This window comes from Aminobacterium sp. MB27-C1 (assembly GCF_030908405.1).
Lineage (GTDB): Bacteria > Synergistota > Synergistia > Synergistales > Aminobacteriaceae > Aminobacterium.
The window spans coordinates 2,050,166-2,068,730 of sequence record NZ_CP133089.1 but is presented as its reverse complement, the minus strand read 5'-3'; the positions used below and the strand labels follow the sequence as shown (position 1 = coordinate 2,068,730).

Sequence of the window (18,565 nt, the reverse complement as noted above, 5' to 3'; positions counted from 1 at the left end):
ATGAAAAGAGGGGATAGGTGTTGGTGGAAATCAACAGGGGAGATCGCGCCCTAGCCGTGACGCTGCGAGGTTTCTGGGTCAATTTGATCCTCACTATTCTGAAGTATATTGCAGGTTTTGTCGGCCATAGCGGAGCCATGGTTGCTGACGCAACTCATTCCCTTTCAGATTTGATAACCGATGTGGTTGTATTTTTTGGCTTTAAAGTTGTAAATAAGCCTGCAGATAGCAGCCACAGATATGGACACGGTAAAGTTGAAACGCTATTGGCTTCCTTGTGTGGCGTTGTTCTCTTTATAGCTGGAACAGGTATTCTTCTTGAGGCGGTGCATAAAATTCTCTTAGTTTTAAAGGGAGAAACCTTTCCGCGCCCCGGATTGCTTGCTATAGGAGCTGCGGTTGTGTCTATAGTTGTGAAAGAGGTTTTATATCGCTATACGGCTGTCTGGGCTACTAATATAAACAGCCCGGCTCTTATGGCGAAGGCTTGGGATCATCGTTCAGATGCCTTTTCTTCCATTGGTGTTCTTTTTGGCATTGTTGGCGCTCGTTTTTTTGGTGCGGGAGGACGCATTCTTGATCCTATTGCGGCGGCAGTAGTGAGTTTCTTTATTATTCGAGTATCTTTGCCTATTATGATGGAGAGCCTGAACGAGCTTCTGGAAGGTTCTTTGGATAAAGAGACTGAAGATCGAATTATGGCTCTTATACGGGAATCGAAGGAAGTACGTGATGTTCATCGTCTTCGTACTCGTCGGGTCGGACCGTATATTGCCATGGAAACTCATATTCTTGTAGATCGTACAATGGGGCTTGTAGAGGCTCATAATATTGCCTCTACAATTGAAGATAGAATTCATAACGAATTTGGGTCTGAGACTCTCATTTCTCTTCATGTGGAACCTTTGCCTGAAAAAGGCGGCAATCACAATGACGATCATGTAACGAATGAAGCAGTCTCTTCTCACTAAAGAGAGGAAGATAAGAGCCTGGACAGAGAGTTGCCCGGGCTCTTTTTTTGTCGTATAATCTTTGGTTAGTAAAGGTCAAATTAAAAGAAGGTGGTAAATATGCCTGTTACATATAAAGATTACTACGCTATTCTCGGTGTTGATCGGAAAGCTTCTCAGGATGAAATTCGTAAAGCCTATAGAGCTTTAGCGAAAAAATATCATCCTGATGTAAACAAAGAGCCGGGAAGCGAAGAACGCTATAAAGAGATTAATGAAGCTTACGAAGTTTTGAAAGATCAAGATAAGCGGCAACGATATGATACTTTAGGGAACCAATGGAGTGAAGGTCAGAATTTTACACCGCCTCCCGGATGGGGAGATGGTGGCACATTCCGTATGGACTTCGGTAATGGAAGTGGCGGTTTGGGAGATTTCAGCGATTTTTTCAAAACCATCTTTGGAGGATTTAATGGCTCGACGGGTGGGGCTGAGAGCTTTTTCTTCGGAGGGGCCCCTCGCCGGCGTAAGGGGGAGGATATTGAAGTTCAGATGGAACTTTCCCTGATAGATGTTATTCGCCGTGAGCCAAAATCTATTTCAATAGAAAAGCATGACGTGACTTCTGATGGGCGGAGGATTCCCCGAAGACAGACATTGACGGTGAATTTTCCCCAAGGAATGACTGATGGAAGTCGCATTCGCCTTCCTGGAAAGGGAAGCAGAGGAATAGGAAATGCCTCTAATGGAGACCTTTACATTACTATTAAATTGCGAGAGGATTCTCGTTTCGAAGTGAATCAGTACGACCTGACGACAGTTGTGAAGGTTACTCCGTGGGAAGCGGCTTTGGGAACGTCTCTGAATATTGAAACGTTGGAAGGCGGCGTAACGATGAAATTGCCGGCAGGAACCCAGAGTGGTCAGCTTCTTCGCTTGAGGGGAAAGGGATTGCCTCGTCGTAAGGGGGCTCAGCCTGGAGATTTGTATGTGAAGATAGAGATCGTTGTGCCGAAAAATCTTTCACTTCGTGAAAAAGAACTGTTTGAAGAGTTGGCGAAAATCTCTTCTTTTAATCCGAGAAGGCAGTAATTTATTGAAGCTCCAGAGGTTTCAAAGGCAAAACAGCTGGAGAAGAGAGAGAAAGAACTTCAATAGTGATTGAATCGGAACGGCCTTTTTCATCCATTACGGATATATTATGTTGCCCCGGAGAGAGTTGCCAGAAAATCTCTTTCGGGGCTTTTATTTTGCCGAAAAATTGATTATCTATATACCAGAACAAGAAGCCACTTGCACCTTCGCTGCGAAGGGCAATCTTTTGTTTTCCCCCAGTCGGTGTTATAAAAAACTGGGTATTATTTAGTGGAGACGTAATTGTTATAGGAGAATCTTCTGTATAAACTCTTCTTGTTGAACTCATGAGAGCCAGTTCGGAAGGCCAGACAATCACAGGCTCCCCTCTCCGCATTTGATGAATGGAGCAGCGGTCATTTCTAGATATTCCAGGAATATACCAATCAATTCTATGTGTAGGACAACTTTCCGAGGGTGGAAGCCCAGATAGAGCGCAGACTGTTCTGCGACCTAGACTACTTGGCGGAGCATACCATTTTATTTTGTTTTGTGTTGCCCAGCTCAGCATTTCTATTGCGGTAGGAGCAGCTAGTTTCAAACCAGTAAGAACAGGATTGGGAAAGCCCGCCGGATCCCCAAACCAAACGACGATAGTGTATTCAGGGGTATACGCAGCTGTCCAGGCATCTCTTAAACCGTAAGACGTTCCTGTTTTAAAGGCTATGTTCATATTCTGATCGACTAAAGCTTCTCTACGCATGGGGAGGAGACGGGTTTGATCTTTCAGAATATCGGCAATAAGAAAGGAACTTGCTTCGTCAAAAATTCGTTTCTCGTAAGAAGGAGTCGAACCTTTAATCATCTGAAGAGGTCGCTGAATTCCCAAGTTGGCTATAGTTTCGTATGCCAAAGCCATTTGCATAACAGTTGTTTCGCACCCTCCTAAAATAAGGGAATCTCCGTAGTAGAGAGTATCTTCATTCAAAGAGGTGATTCCCGCAGACCGTAATGTTTGGAGCAAAGTTTCTCCTCCTACTTTTCGGAGAACTCTTACGGCTGGAACATTCAAAGATTGGGCCAGGGCTTGTCTGGCTGAGACGGGGCCTCTATATCGCAAGTCGAAGTTGCGAGGGGAAAGCCCTCCAAAAGAAAGAGGAGTATCGGCTAAAAGAGAAGAAGGGGTAAGAATACCTCGACTAAAGGCTTCAAGATATGCAAAAGGCTTCAAAGCTGATCCTGGAGAACGCAGAGCCTGGCAACAATCAATCCAGCTTCCCGACTGGCGGGTTCCAAATCGGCCATTCCCTACATATGCCAAGATATTACCGGTAGGATTGTGAATGAGTAAAGCAGCTCCCGTAATTGAAGATGGAAGAGTGTTGAGTGTTCGTTGAAGAGTGTGCTCTATCTGATTCTGAAGCTCTACATCTAGCGTCGTTTCTATGCGCGAGCTCGTTACTTTCTGCAAAACTTCATGCGCAAAATGAAAAGCCATAGCGGGCATATCAAAAGAGCGTTCAGGAAGTGGTGCTTTTTTCCCTTCGATACACTTTTCTTCTGAAATAATCCTCTGTTCGACAAGAGAGTTCAATATAGAGTCGCGAAGTGTTTTTGCTCTTTGAGGGTTGCGATCTGGACGGTAGAGAGATGGGCCACGCAACATTCCGATGAGAAGAGCCGCCTCTTCCACAGAGAGAGATGATGCTGGTTTCCCAAACCACATGCGACTTGCAGCTTCTACGCCTCTTATATTGCTCCCAAAGGGAGCTCTATTCAGGTAAATTTCAAGAATATCTTTTTTTGATACTCCCTGTTCGAGTTTCATTGCTTGAAGAAATTCAGCCGCCTTGACAAGTATCGTTCGAGGACGGGGATTGGAGAGGCGAATGACTTGGCTCGTAATGGTAGAGGCTCCAGAAACAACTCTTTTGGCCTTTATATTTTGCAACGCGGCACGAATAATGGCCTGAAAATCAACACCATGATGTGACCAGAATTTTCGGTCTTCGATAGCTACGGCTATTTGAGGAAGCCATGGGCTCATCTGTTCGTAAGGTATTGGAATACACCATTCTGATTCTGGAGAGAGCCCCACGTAAAAAGTTTTTCCTGTTCTGTCAAGAAGGACTCGCGATACTGGCCAATGTTGCACTTTTTCAATTTGGAGCGGGACGAAAGAGGGGCTGGCCCAAAGGAGCAATAAGAGAGAAGTTCCAATAGCCAGCCCTTTTATCCATTTCTTATTCAATAGTGAATATGCCTCCACGACTCAAACTTCTGACACCTGGATTGTACATGTCTTCTATATAGACGGGAGGAAGAGCAAAAGTACCTTTTGTTACAGCGCGCACTGTATAACGATAGATAAGAGATTCTTCAATGTTTGAGATAAAGAGTATCAGACGATCATCTCGTTTCTCTGCTCGCACATTGGCTCCGCTGGCAGGCATGAAGTAGATTTCTCCAGCAGATTCAATCTCAACGCCGCCAGGAAGGATATCAGAAAGAACAAGAGAGGTTATTGGTGCCTGTGGCCTTATGTGCAATTCTACAGTGATTTTTTCTCCCAAAGACGCATGTTCTTTTATGAGCCGTTCTACCTCAATTCCTTTGTTATAAGGATCTTGAGGAGTTGTCGGTATACCAGAAAGAGTCATGCCATAATGGAGAACGCCGTTGCCACGTTTTTGAAGTTTAAGGTCTGTAGCAACATCATCAAGAGATATTGCCGTACTCTCTTTTTCTGTAGTTTTGGCGAGTGTCGTTCCATCAGCAGCGAGAATATCTGCTGTAAAGGGTTCTTTTTGAAGAGCGTAGGTTTTCTCTATATATCGTCCGAGAGCAATAAGGGCAAATGCATTTTCCTGTGTTGTTGACCAGCCCTCTTTTTTCATATTTTGTATAAGTCCAGAAGCCAATGCCGTAGTTTCCGGTGCCATTGGATCAAGACTATTCCACATGAGAAGAAGTAATGCTCTGTTTCTCCAATAGAGTTCAAAGGTTTTACCAGGAGTTGTCTCTTCCTTTCCTTCATCTGTGGGCGCTACCACATCCCCAAGTTCTTTGAGGGGAGCTGTGTTTTTAGAATAGAGGGCATAGGCTCCAGCAAGGAAAATCCGTCCCGAGTCTTTCATATTCTCTTTCTGACTTTTAAGATGCTCCATCCATCCCAATGGTGGCTCCCCATGAAGGGTGAGGACGTAAGCAGCGTAGGCACGGGTAGAGAAGCCATCAGCACCTTCTTCGTCGCTCAAAGAAAGAATTTGGCGCATATAAGATAACGCTCCGCTCAAAAGGGTTTCGGAAATAGGTATATTCTTTTGAGAGGCTTCCACAAGGAAATGGGTAGCATATATGCTGCCCCACATATTGGCAATTCCATCTCCGCTCCATGAAACAAAACTTCCATCGAAGAGTTGCAGGTTAGCGAGACGACGCAGAATAGCTTCAAGTTGGTCTTTTACTTCTTTCTCCGACGAGAGAAGGGGATCAAGTTTTTGAGCCAGATCGGGCAGTACAAGAAGTGGCCATCCCTTTGATACTGTTTGTTCCAGACAATCATAAGGATATGTTCTCACGAAATTGAAAGCCCCTGTTAGATTGGCAGTAGGAAGCCCCGAAAGAAGAAGAGTGCCTTTCTGTGTTCCCGGGAACCATGATGTGTCAATATGAAGGAAATGATCTCCCTCTTCTGAAATCGTGCCATTTTTTACAATGGAGATTCTGGGGAACGGTGGCCGGATGGTAATCTCTTTTGAAAGCGTAAAGCTTTTCTCTCCCCATGTTGTTTTTATGTCAAGGGACCCAATTTGTGCCTTTTCGCCAATAAAAACTGGTACTTCTGTGTGTGTGCGCCCATTGGCAGGAACAGTAAGGCTCAGCGTATTGTTTTCTTCAACGGTCAGTCCTTTTGTTTCTATAATTTGAAGAGTTACCTTTTGTTCCTTATCACTTCGAGAAAAGACGGTAATGGGCATCATAAGACAATCTTTTGGTGCAACAGCTCGAGGAAGAGTCGTCTCTACAACAATATCTCTTTGAATAATGACGGGGCGGGATGCAGATCCAAAAGCTGAGTCTGTTGCAGCGATAGCCATTAAACGTCCCTTCCCGCTGAATTCAGGAATATCGAGAGATATGCTGGCTTTACCATCGTTATCTGTCTCGATGTCTCCCTCAAAAAGTGACAATATTGTAAAAGACTTTCCTGTAAGAAGAGGAGAGAGTAGTCCCCCCATAGCGGCACTGTACATGGCTTCTGCGCTGTCTCCTCCAGCTGGATGAAGCTGCTGTGTTTTTCGAGATTCAAGAGGCATCAATTGGTCGTACATATCGTTTGTCAGGGGCGACAGCTCTCTTTTACTTAAGAAAAATGTATCAGGTGAAGGTGTCGCATACCCTGTCAGACCAAGAATTCCTTCATCGACCAAGGCCAGAGCTACGTGTCCCTTTACAGGTTTATCTTGATAATTTTTAAGCTGAATGGTGACAGGAAGCGTTTTCCCTGGTTCGACCTCTTCTGAGCTTTCAATAGAAACAGATAGGTGACTTTCCGGTGAGTCAACAACGAGTGGTACTGTTCCTAAAGCTCTGTGAGCTCCCCAAGCATCATAATCTTTTTCAGAAACCGGCCGAATAACCCAAGCCGTGCAGTAAGCATTAGGAATCATTTCATCAGTTATTTTTACCTTTAATGTCGTTTCGCCAGATTTTATCTCCTCAATTTTGCGAGTGATCTGTTTATCTGTTTCTACAGTGAAAAGAAGCAGCCCCTCAAAAGGAGATCTGATTTGGATAGTTGCCGTTTCTCCTGGAACGTATTTTTCTTTATCTGTTGAGAGAAGCACTCTATCGATAAGGGGAGATCCTCCATCACCCTCTCCAAAGGCGTACCATACCTCAAGTCGTGTAGAGGCGGAACTTCCTGTTGCCTGATCTTCAAAACGGACGAGATATTCTCCAGGATCTTGTGGTGTAAAAGAAAATGTTCCGATGCCTTCTGAAAGAGCGATTTCTTTTACATCTGGTGTTCCGATTTCTTCCTGTTCTTCCATACGAGTTTGTTCACCGTAGCGTTTGAGAGTATAGTGTTTCATTACTTTGGCTACAGAGGCGGTAACAGAGTTCAGAGGGGCAGCACCTCCGTCTGGAGTTACTGCGGCTACGCGCATTTCGTATGGTTTTTGTGGAACAGGAGTCTCTTTGCTTTTCTCAATTCCCAACATATAGAGAGTGGGATAATAGGGAATCTTTATTGTTTCAGGAACCCAACGTCCACCTTCTTCTCTGACTTTGACGGTAAAAAGAAAGTGAAGTATTGATGGCGCTTCTAGCCCTTCTTTTATCGTGTAATTCAGTGTTCCCTTGCCTTCTTCATCAAGGTTGCCTTGTCCAATAAATTCTGTAATACTCTTATGCTCTTTTTCTGCATCTCCGAAAGTGTAGGCTGCCCATTGGGAATTAGTGAAAGAGACGGGCATGGTCCTAACCTCCGCCTCCCATGGAAGATCGGATGCTGGAGCTCCAAAAAGATACTGAGAGGAGAAGGAAAGAGTAACATCTTCTCCCGGTTCAAGAGTCTTTATACTTTCATCTATTGCGACTTCAAGACGAGGTGGAGCAAATTCCTCTATATAAAATGTCATTGTTCCAAGAGGAGCTTTTTCATTTCCAGGTAGAGAGAGGGCCAATTGGTAGGTGCCCGTCATGCTGTTTTCAGGAACAGCCCATGAATAGAGCAACGTTCCCTCTTTTGATAGTTCCGCCGTAGAACGGGCAAGCTCTTTCCCATTGCCAGATCGAATAGTTACAAGAAGGGGGAAAGGCTTGGGAGCTTGTCGTTTCTCATCTCTGACGATAGCCTTGAATTGAGCTGTTTCTCCAGGTCTGAATATATTCCTTGGGGCGAAACAAAAAGCTTCATATCCCTTTCTGAGATATGGACGGCCGGATATATCGAAGCCGTTATCTGCAAGAATATTTCGGTCAAGACGCAGAAAAGAGAGATCATCGTCTTTTTCTACGGTGAGCAGATAGGGGTGTTGATTGTCATCCCATGGAGAGGTTCGATGAAGCATAAAAACACCGTCTCGGCCCGTTTTCCCCTCTGCTATGAGTTGATTACTTCGTGAATAGATTCTGACATTGGCTCTAGATGTAGGTGTGAGTTTCTGAATAGAATTAACCCATACCATAATTCCCTCTGAATAGGTTCTTGCCACAATGCCAATATCTGTTACGGCAACAACCTGCTGTGCTTCTTGCCACGTGTTGGGGTCAGCATTTTTAGCAGTAAGCAGGAATACGCCTTTATGGTCTTTTGCCAAATCGCGAATGTCTACGGCACGTCGTTCAATCTTGTTGGGAGCGCCGGAAATTCGGGCTTTCTTTTGCACAACAAGGCGAGAGAGCTCTCTTGGGATAGCGTTGGTGCCTGTGAGCATTGCGTAGGAAATATTGTTTTCGTAGAGACGCCAAAGAGTCAGGTCAACTTCATTGATATTGACAGTTTCAATAGGAATCCTCAGATCTTCTGCCGGTGTCAGAAACATCCCAGCGTTAGGAAAGTCTATAGCTGCATCAATATCTGAAAAAACAAAAGCCTTTATAAAATCTTCTTCCAGTGTGCTTCCTGAACGGGCAGCTAGTCCTTTCTTAAGCGTAACCACGTATCTTTGACGAGGTTGAAAAGCCCCTTCGATAGAGAAACCACTGTACTCTGGATTTAACGTAAAAGGTATTTCAGGTTCAAGAGAAATATAATTTTTCGCTTTTGCAACATCAACCGGAGTAGATGTCTGCATCGTAATTGATCCTCGGCGTGGAGATTGAGCATATGCCCAGGAACTACGTATAGTTAACCTCTTTGAAAGAGAAATTTTCTGCAATATTTCCTTTTCGAGTGGAAGAGGACCACTTTCGCTTGTAAGTCCAGAGGCAATATTTAAAGTCAAGGAGTCTCCGTCAAAAGAACGTGTAGTAAGAGATATGGAACGAGAAGGGCGTTCCCCTATAACAGCATATGGAACAGATCGCCCCAGAGAATCTTTTAGAGTTGCAAATCCCCTAAGCCTGATGGGTGAGACGGGAAGGGAAAAGATAAGCTCAAGTGTAGCGCTTCCATCTTCTGTGAAATCAACTTGACGGGCTTCCATAAAAGATAACGGTTCCGTATTGAAAGAAAATGTATGCCGTCCGGCAAGCAACCTCCCCTTCTGATCACGAATATTCTCTTTGAGTTCCACGTTATATTGTGTGGCTGGAGAAAGTGGAGCGAGAGGCTTTAAAGTAAAGGTTTGAGAATCGTTCCACGTTCCTTCTGCAGGAAGCTCAGGCCGGATTATTATGGGCCATGAGTCGGTGGTTGTTACTGGCGAAGAAAAGACTACCGTAATGTGAGGCGTTCCTTCTTTAACTTGTCCTTGAGGTTTAAAGTCGGTAACGACGAAGTCTTCTGCTCCAAAGGCGTATCCGGAAATAAGAATGGAGAGAAGAACACCCAAACACAGAAAACGAATTATTTTTTTATTCATGGAAGTACCTCCATATCTATAGGTCTACCATTAATTGTACATGCTTATGGACATGATGAATATTGTTTCCATTATATCCACTCTTGTTTTATTGGCCTAAAAGATAAAATTTCACCTAATTTAAAAAACAAAGAAAAAAAGAGAAAATAAGATGTAAATAGAATAAATCATAAATAAAATGGATTAGTTCAAACTCTGCTCTCTTGAATGACCAATCCTGACCTTTATAATACTTATTGGTTAGTAAAGGTCAAAGCCGTCGAAGATAGAGTGAGGCGGTCTTTCGGGGAGGTTCTAATTATGGATATAACGAAATTTACACGAAAATCACAAGAAGCACTCTCGTCTGCTCAGGATATGGCTCTTCGATGGGGTCATCAAGAGGTAGATGGCGAGCATTTGCTTCTTGCTCTTCTTGAACAGTCGGAAGGTTTGATTCCCCGTATTCTTCAGAAAATGGACGTATCTGTAGATGCCTTGAAAAGGGATGTGCAAAGAGAACTGGAGAAACGACCGCGAGTTTCTGGGCCTGGGCTTGAGCCCGGAAAAATTTACATTTCACGGCGAGTTTCCCAGATTCTTATTGAAGCACAGGAACGGGCAGAACGTTTAAAGGACGAGTACGTTTCTGTCGAACATATTTTTTCGTGTCTTTTAGAAGAAGGTTCAACAACGGTTTCTGGCCGAATTCTTGCTCAGCACCATATTACGTCAGAGGCTTTTTTAGAGACGTTGACTGCTGTTCGAGGAGCTCAGCGTGTATCGAGTGAAAACCCAGAAGAGACATATGAAGCCCTCGACAGATATGGACGGGATCTCGTGAAAATGGCTCGTATGGGCAAACTTGATCCTGTTATTGGCCGAGATGAAGAGGTACGAAGAGTTGTTCGTATTTTAAGCCGTAAAACGAAGAATAATCCTGTCCTTATCGGAGATCCCGGCGTAGGAAAGACAGCTATAGTTGAAGGACTCGCGCAACGTATTGTACGTGGCGATGTTCCTGAAGGGTTAAAAGATCGCAGTATTTTTGCCCTTGATATGGGCTCACTTGTGGCTGGTGCGAAATTCAGGGGAGAGTTTGAGGAGAGGCTAAAAGCTGTTCTAAATGAAATAAAAAATAGTGAGGGTCGTATTATCCTCTTTATTGACGAACTACATACAATCGTTGGAGCCGGGGCGGCAGAGGGGGCAATTGACGCTGGGAACATGTTAAAACCCATGCTGGCCAGAGGCGAGCTTCATTGTATAGGGGCTACAACGGTAGACGAATATCGCAAACACATAGAAAAAGATGCGGCTTTGGCTCGTCGCTTTCAGCCTGTTTTAGTTGAGCAGCCCGACGTGGAAGATACAATTTCAATTTTGCGAGGTTTGAAAGAACGTTTGGAAGTTCATCACGGAGTGCGTATTCGAGATAATGCCCTGGTTGGAGCTGCCGTTCTTTCCAATAGATATATTACTGACCGTTTTTTGCCAGATAAGGCTATTGATTTGGTCGATGAAGCCTGCGCCATGATTCGAACGGAAATTGACTCTTTGCCAGCAGAGCTTGATGCAGCATCTCGAAAGGTTATGCAGCTCGAAATAGAAGAAGCTGCTTTGAAGAAAGAGAAGGATGAAGCAAGTCTTGAGCGGCTGAAGACACTTCAGAAAGAACTTCAGGAAGCACGGGAAGAAGCAGATACTCTCAGAGCCCAGTACGAAAGTGAAAAAGAAGTTATAACACGTGTACGCTCGTTACGAGAAGAGATAGATACAGTAAAAAGAGAGATCGAAAAAGCTGAGAGAGAATACGATCTGAATAAAGCTGCTGAATTGAAACATGGACGTCTTCCCGAGCTTCAGCAACAGTTGAAAAAAGAAGAGGAGTCACTTGCTTTAAGGCAGGGAGGTTCCCGGCTTTTAAGAGAAGAAGTTACTGAAGATGAGATCGCAGATATTGTTAGTCATTGGACTGGCATTCCCGTGACACGCCTTATGGAAGGGGAGCGGGAAAAGCTTCTTAAGCTTGATGAAATTCTTCATAAGCGTGTGATAGGACAAAACGAAGCGGTAGATCTTGTGGCAGATGCTGTTATACGGGCACGATCAGGAATTAAAGATCCTCGTCGACCTGTTGGTTCCTTTATTTTTCTGGGGCCCACAGGTGTAGGAAAAACAGAGCTTGCCAAAACATTGGCAGAGGCTCTTTTTGATAGTGAAGAGAACATGATCCGAATTGATATGTCTGAGTATATGGAAAAGTTTTCTGTATCTCGTCTTATAGGAGCCCCTCCCGGATATGTGGGCTATGAAGAGGGAGGTCAACTTACGGAGGCCGTTCGACGCAGACCCTATTCTGTTATTCTTTTCGATGAAATAGAGAAGGCTCATCAGGATGTTTTTAACGTATTGCTTCAAATTCTTGATGATGGACGTGTTACCGATAGTCATGGACATGTAGTGGATTTCAAAAATACCGTGATTATTATGACGAGTAATATAGGCGCCCCCTATCTTCTTGACGGAATTACAGCGCAAGGTGAAATTAAGGAAGATGCACGAAACGCTGTTATGAGAGAGCTTCGTCAGTCTTTCCGTCCGGAGTTCTTAAACAGGGTTGATGACATTGTCCTTTTTAAGCCTCTTCAGAAAGAAGAGATAGAGAAGATTGTGTTGTTACTTACAGAGGCGTTACGAGATCGCTTAAGAGATCGCCGTATCGATCTAGAACTTACAGATGAAACTGTTCAATTTATAGCGGATGCTGGATACGACCCTGTTTTCGGAGCACGTCCCCTGAAAAGATACATTGTGAGACAGCTTGAAACCCGTATAGCTCGAGCTCTGATCTCTGGAAAGATACGGGAAGGGAGTGTCGTTTCTGTCACTGTTGAAAACGGGGCTCTTGCAATAGATACAAAAACTAAGTAACAGTTCGGATCAGAACTGATCGTAATATAGAGAAAAGCGTCGGAGGACATTCCGACGCTTTTTTGTATATAATGAGTATCTGAGGGGTGAGGAAGGAGTTGACATAGTGAAACGCAGTGTACACGGTTTATTTTTGATTTTCTTAGCAGTCTTTTTTGTCGTAAATCCATATCTTGCGGAAGCATGTACCACTGTTTTAGTTGGTAAAGATGTGAGTATTGACGGTTCGGTTATTAACTCTCATACGGCAGATAGTTGGTATGATTCTAATTTGAGAGTTGTTCAAGGTGCAAAGTATCCAAAAGGAACAATGATGGATGTCTATATAAACCTTTTGGGAGAAGATAGAAATCCTCCACGTGTTATTGGACAAATACCCCAGGCAGAAGAGACATATACCTATTTTCATGTTGGGTATTCATGTTTCAATGAACATCAACTTTCTATTGGCGAGAGTACTGTGGGGCAGAAAGATGAATTACAAGCATTCTTACCAGATGCGAGGGGAATTTTAACTATAGAGCAACTTGAGATTTTAGCCCTTCAACGAACCAAAACGGCTCGCGATGCAATTCGTCTTATCGGTTCAATGGCTGAAAAATATGGCTTTCTTCCTTCTTGTGCAGGCCAGGGGGAGTCTCTTACAATTGCAGATCCCTATGAAGCCTGGATTTTTGAAATACGCAGTGTGGGCTTTGGCTGGACACCAGAAAGTAAAAAATCAGGTGCTGTCTGGGCTGCTCGGCGTGTTCCCGATGATGAAGTTGCTGTTGTAACAAATGGTAGCGTTCTTACATATATAGATCTTTCAAAGCCAGATTATTTTATGGCGTCAAAGAATTACATAGATGTAGCTATTGAACATGGTTGGTACGACCCTAAAAGGGAAAAATCTTTCAACTGGAGAAACGCCTATACCCCAAAAACGGGATATTGGTCGATGTACGCTCCATGGGTAAGAGAACGTTTGCATTACCTCTATAAATCATTGGCACCTTCAAAAGAGTGGGATCCCAATGGTGATCTCGCCTGTTATCCTTTTTCTATTAAACCAGAGAAAAAACTTGGAGTTCGAGACGTCATAGCTTTGCTTCGTTCTCCCCTTGAAGGAACTCCATTTAACATGGAGGAGCATCCGGCGTGGCTTGTTCCTGATGTAAATGGTCACTTGTCAAAAAGTGAGTTGGCAACGCCATTTCCAGATAGGGCCATGCGGACTCTTCTAAACATTCCTTATCACAGACCTGTATCGGCAAGAACGTCTTATAGCTTTGTTTCCCAATCGCGATCGTGGTTGCCTGATAGTGTCGGTGGAGTCATGTGGTTTTCGTTGGGACACCCTCACATGAGTACGTATGTTCCTGTTTATGCCGGTGTGACGCAAACTCCAAGTGAATGGCGCAATTTCAATATGGATCAGTTTTCACCTTCTTCTGCTCGATGGGTTTTTATGCTCACGGGAGATTTGGTCAATAAGAGATATCAGCAGGCTTTTCGTGATTTAGAAGAAATGAGAAGGCCAATAGAAGGTGACATCTTTAAAAGGCAGTCAGAAGTGGAGAAGAGGGCTCTTGATTTATTGAAAAAAGATAAGGATGCGGCTGTTAGTTTTCTAAATGAAGAGACAGAAAAAAATATGAACGAAGTCAAACAAAAATTCTGGGATTTTTGTACATTCCTTATAGCTAAATATACGTGGAACAGGTCTTGGTAGTATGAGCTTTGGGAAAAAATGCGGGTTGTATTTACTTGTTGTAATATTTTTGGCAGGGTTTTTGCTGCTTTTCCCTCAACATGGATGGAGCAAATCTTCTGGGCGTGTGATCTATGTTGTTGGGGACAAAGCATTGACTCCCTTTGAGTATCTTAACGATCGTCAGTTGCCAGAGGGGTTCTTTATCGATGTTTTGGAAACCATTGCCAAGAAGCAAGATCTTTCTCTTAATTTCCAAATGGTGCACTGGACAGAAGTGGAGTCTCTTCTTTATTCTTCTCGCGTTGATTTGATACTTGGCGTGGTAAGCGCAAGAGAAGAATCAGCTATTCTCCCCCATATGGCACCTATTATAAATATCCCCTCCGTTCCAGATGTATCTCAGAGAGAAGCAGCTTTTTTGCCTGATGTTTCTGGTAAGGAAATAGGCGAGTTCTATTTTTCTTTACCTGTCATCAAAGTTCCATACGCTGTTTTTACAAGAAAAGGTCTTGAAGGCAGCCGCTTAAGTGACGTTGCAGGAAAGACGGTGATTGTGGAGCAGGGAAGTGCAGAAAAAGCATATCTTCAATCAAGCTACCTCACGTCGAAAGTTTTAATCGTAGATAATCCTGTCGAAGGCATACATCTCGTTTCTTCGGGACAGTATGACTTTGTGCTGATGGGGCTTTATCAGGGATTATCTATGTGTAAAAAGCTCAAAATCAATAATGTAGTTCCGTTGGAATCCTCTCTTTTTACCAAAGAGTGGGGATTTACCATTACTCATGGGGATATTACATTGGCTCGAATGCTTAAACAAGGTTTGAGTCAAATATACAGTGACGGGACATATGAGAAACTTTATAAAAAATGGTTTGATCAATTTAAGCATGAAGGATTTGTTGATAAAACGCTTCTCATAAAGGTACTCAGTGCCTTTGTCGTTGCCATTTTCCTTATCCTTTTATGGAATTTCTCTTTGAAAAAACAGGTTGCACGAGTTGTGAAAGAGAGAGAAAAGTTGATCGACTTCATTCGAGATGGAATATTGGCTGTCGATTCTGTGGGACGTATAACTCTCATTAACCATTCAGCTATGAAGTTGCTTGGAATTCATTATGATGCTGAAGGTGAGGATGTCGACTCATTGGTTCCTGAAATTAATCTGAAGGGAGTTCTTTCTTCAAAAGAGGCTGTTTATGACCTTGAACAAAATGTAGGTGGCGCCCCTTTGATTATTAACAAGGTTCCAGTGACGATCAATGGTCAGATTTGCGGTGCAATAGCCAGTTTTCGTGATATGTCTGAAATACACGCCATGGCTGAAGAAATGACAGGTGTGCGCATGTACGTTGAATCGCTTCGCGTGCAGAACCATGAATTTATGAATAAGTTGCAAGCTATAGCAGGGCTTATCCAGCTGGGAAAATATACAAAGGCTCTGAATTTTATTTCTCAGGAACAGGCTCCAGGGCAAACAATGGCTTCTATGATAGCTGAACGAATTAAGAATCCGGCAGTAGGAGGTATTTTGCTTGGGAAAATGGGACGATGCCGAGAGCTTGGCATAGGTTGTGAAATTACCCCAGATAGCTACTGTGGAGAATCAATTAAAATTAGTGATCAGGCTCTGGTTATTATTGTGGGCAATCTTATGGAGAATGCTATCGAAGCCATGCTTCAAGCTTCAATAAAGGTTCCTCGTATCAGCTTTTCCATTTTCGATGAATCGAACCAGATTATGTTGAGTGTCTGGGATAATGCCGGAGGGCTAACGGAAGAAAATGCAGAGAAAATTTTCGAAAAGGGCTTTTCAACAAAGGCGCGACCACGAACGTCAGGTTATGGCCTATATAATATCAGGCGGATGGTTGATGCTTTAGGTGGCGATATTTGTCTTGATTTCAAATATGGAGAATATACTGAGTTTATAGTGACTCTCCCCAACGGAGAAGGAGGAGATCTGATTGAATAGAATAGACGTTCTCGTTGTGGAAGATGATCCAATGGTGGCAGAAATTCACCAGAACTTTATTAATTCACTTGAAGGGTTCCGTGTTGTAGCTGTCGCGGGAGATGGCCAAAAAGCGCTGGATTTACTCGACACGCTTTCTATACGGCTATTAATTCTTGACATTTTCCTTCCCGGACTTGATGGTCTCAATGCACTGCGTAAAATAAGAGAACAGAAGAAAAACGTTGACGTCATTATTGTCTCAGCGTCACGCGATGCAAATACAGTAAACGAAGCAATACAAGCAGGAGCTTTTGATTATATAGTGAAACCCTTTGTTTATGACCGTTTGAAAGCCTCTCTTGAATCTTTTAGGCAAATGGATAGTAAGCTTAGAAAAGGATCAGGAGATTTTGATCAATCAGAGATTGATAGCTTGTTTCAGGTGAAAAATAGAAAAAACTATCAGACGACTCTTCCCAAAGGACTCAACCCCGAGATGTTAAAAAAAGTTATCACCTTACTAAAAAAAAGCAATTGTTCGCTTTCTGCGGTGGAAACGGCAGAAGTCTTGCAGGTTTCCCGTATTACTGCTCGAAGATATCTTGAATATCTCGTCGCTTCTGGAAAGGCGACGATGAAGCGAGAGTATCAGGAAATCGGCCGTCCTATCAATAAGTACTGACTTCTATAACTTGGGAACCGGATGGTTCCCTTTTATTTTGTTCATTTTGTTCATTTTTACGAAATACGCAGGGCTCGCACCTGAGAGCTTTTTTAAGCAGTGTAGTATTGTACTAAACATTACACTTTGAAACAATAGGTTCAAATCTCTTGTCGTAATAAGGTTTCCTTACCTAAAATAGAGACGTTTGTTACTAAACTATCAATGTTCTCATCCTTTATGACAGGAGATCGGATCTAATGTTCACACACTCAGTAGTAATTTTATTAGTCATAGCCGTGGCTTTCATCATTCCGAAAGTCATGAAGCTGAGCACGGAGCTTTCGATGTTCGTAGCAGCCTTGGCAGGAGCTGCCGCTCACTCCATCATGCTCAGCGTAACGGGAAGTCCCCACAATCCCGTGGCCCTTCTTCCCATTCGTCACATTGTGGAAGGCGCTTTCACCTACTTTGATGTCTGCCTCATTTTTCTCACGGCTACCTTCTTCATGGCCCTTCTTCGGGAAAGTGGCGGCGTCGCCTTTATTGTTCGGAAGATCGTTTCGACCTTCCATTCAAGACGAACCATCTGCCTTTTGCTGCTCACCTTCGTGCTGCTTCTTCCCGGAGCCCTGACCGGTTCCGGTGCAACAACGGTTCTTACCGTAGGAGCCCTCGTTGGTTCTGTTCTGGCTGCCATGGGTGTCGATGAAACGAAACGGGCGGCCATCATCTTTTTAGGAGCAGCCATGAGCGCTGCCGCTCCTCCTATCAACCTCTGGGCCATGATGGCTGCCGCTGGTGCCAACATGCCCTACGTGGGATTCGGCAAACCGCTGTTTGTCCTCTCCGTTGCCGGAGCGCTCTTCTCCATGTTCTGGCTTGCAGGACGAGGAACGAAGAAGATTGATCTCGACCAGGCTCTGGCCAATCTTCCGGAAGCGCCGGAAGGACAAAACTGGTTCAGAGTTCTTGCCCCATTCATTCTACTGTTGGCTTGCGTTATTGCGGGACGAATCTGGTTCTTCTCACTGCCCGTACTGGGATTGCCCCTGCTCTTCATGGTCGCTTCTTTCGCAGTGGTGCTTCTCAGCCCGCGCAAACTTCAGTTCTGGTCTATCGCCTGTTCCACCGTTCACGGCCTTCTTCCTCTCGTAGGCATCATGGTGGTTGTAGGTGTACTTATACAGATTATGGCCCTGAGCGGAGCGAGAGGGCTCATCTCCCTGGCGGTGGTTACCCTTCCCCTGGGAGTGCTCTACCTCACCCTCTGCATTATTCTGCCCCTCTCTGAGGGACTGGTGCAGTATGCTGTTGCTCCGTTGCTGGGCGTACCGCTCATCATGCTCTTCAACATGCGCGGTCTCGACCCCATCATCGCCTTATCGGCCATGGCGGTCATATGGCCTCTGGGAGACTGTTTGCCGCCAACCGCCGTCGTGGGACGGGCCACAGTTATGGAACTGGGGTATAAGGGACGGTATTTCGGGGATTTTGTGAAAGCCTGTCTGGTGCCCATGGCCTTCATCGCCATCTTGGGAACGCTCTTTCTCATCTTCAGCACCAGACTGTCATTTCTTGGAGGCTAGAGAATCATGATATTGGCAAATACCATCATTATGTACCTGTATTACGCTATGGTCCTCTTCTTCGGAGGCGCCATACTCTGCAACTTCATCAAGACAAGGAATGCCCAGGAAGCAGTGCTCTACAGCATTGTGCTCATGCCCTTCGTGCTGAGAATCCTTCGGCTGAAGTAGGAAGAGGGGTGAAGAGAAG

General features: G+C 44.2%; 10 protein-coding genes. 8 read left to right on the top strand and 2 right to left on the bottom strand.

Translation table 11 applies throughout. The features are described from left to right. Positions 1-23 precede the first annotated feature (23 nt). A complete protein-coding gene (locus RBH88_RS10005) occupies positions 24-971 on the top strand; it encodes a cation diffusion facilitator family transporter (RefSeq protein WP_213690582.1) in 948 nt (315 codons plus the stop codon). Positions 972-1,070: 99 nt separating this feature from the next. Beyond that, positions 1,071-2,042, top strand: a complete 972-nt coding sequence (locus RBH88_RS10000; RefSeq protein ID WP_213690583.1) for a DnaJ C-terminal domain-containing protein — start codon at positions 1,071-1,073, stop codon at positions 2,040-2,042. Between the two features lies 1 nt (position 2,043). On the opposite strand, the gene pbpC is transcribed toward RBH88_RS10000, so the two are convergent. Together pbpC and RBH88_RS09990 are read right to left on the bottom strand one after the other, a co-directional pair. Further along, entirely contained in the window at positions 2,044-4,275 is a 2,232-nt protein-coding gene (gene pbpC, locus RBH88_RS09995; protein ID WP_307879599.1) for a penicillin-binding protein 1C, read from the bottom strand. Then, a complete protein-coding gene (locus tag RBH88_RS09990; RefSeq protein ID WP_307879598.1) occupies positions 4,268-9,559 on the bottom strand; it encodes an Ig-like domain-containing alpha-2-macroglobulin family protein in 5,292 nt (1,763 codons plus the stop codon). Before RBH88_RS09990 ends, pbpC begins: the two co-directional genes overlap by 8 nt. A 300-nt stretch (positions 9,560-9,859) precedes the next feature. Between RBH88_RS09990 and clpB the strand changes: the two genes are divergently transcribed. The 6 genes from clpB (at position 9,860) to RBH88_RS09960 (ending at position 18,546) form a co-directional block, all read left to right on the top strand. Then, complete coding sequence (gene clpB / locus RBH88_RS09985; RefSeq protein WP_307879597.1) at positions 9,860-12,472, top strand: ATP-dependent chaperone ClpB; 2,613 nt, start codon at positions 9,860-9,862, stop codon at positions 12,470-12,472. Positions 12,473-12,578: 106 nt separating this feature from the next. After that, positions 12,579-14,186: a dipeptidase gene (locus RBH88_RS09980; RefSeq protein WP_307879596.1), complete on the top strand. Its 1,608-nt coding sequence runs from the start codon at positions 12,579-12,581 to the stop codon at positions 14,184-14,186. Between the two features lies 1 nt (position 14,187). After that, a complete protein-coding gene (locus RBH88_RS09975; protein ID WP_213689968.1) occupies positions 14,188-16,143 on the top strand; it encodes a transporter substrate-binding domain-containing protein in 1,956 nt (651 codons plus the stop codon). Next, positions 16,136-16,807: a response regulator gene (locus tag RBH88_RS09970; RefSeq protein WP_213689967.1), complete on the top strand. Its 672-nt coding sequence runs from the start codon at positions 16,136-16,138 to the stop codon at positions 16,805-16,807. Before RBH88_RS09975 ends, RBH88_RS09970 begins: the two co-directional genes overlap by 8 nt. Before the next feature lie 239 nt (positions 16,808-17,046). Beyond that, positions 17,047-18,375: a C4-dicarboxylate ABC transporter gene (locus RBH88_RS09965; protein WP_213695936.1), complete on the top strand. Its 1,329-nt coding sequence runs from the start codon at positions 17,047-17,049 to the stop codon at positions 18,373-18,375. Positions 18,376-18,381: 6 nt separating this feature from the next. Next, positions 18,382-18,546 (top strand): hypothetical protein, encoded by a 165-nt coding sequence (locus RBH88_RS09960; RefSeq protein WP_213691305.1) that lies wholly within the window; start codon positions 18,382-18,384, stop codon positions 18,544-18,546. Positions 18,547-18,565 lie beyond the last annotated feature (19 nt).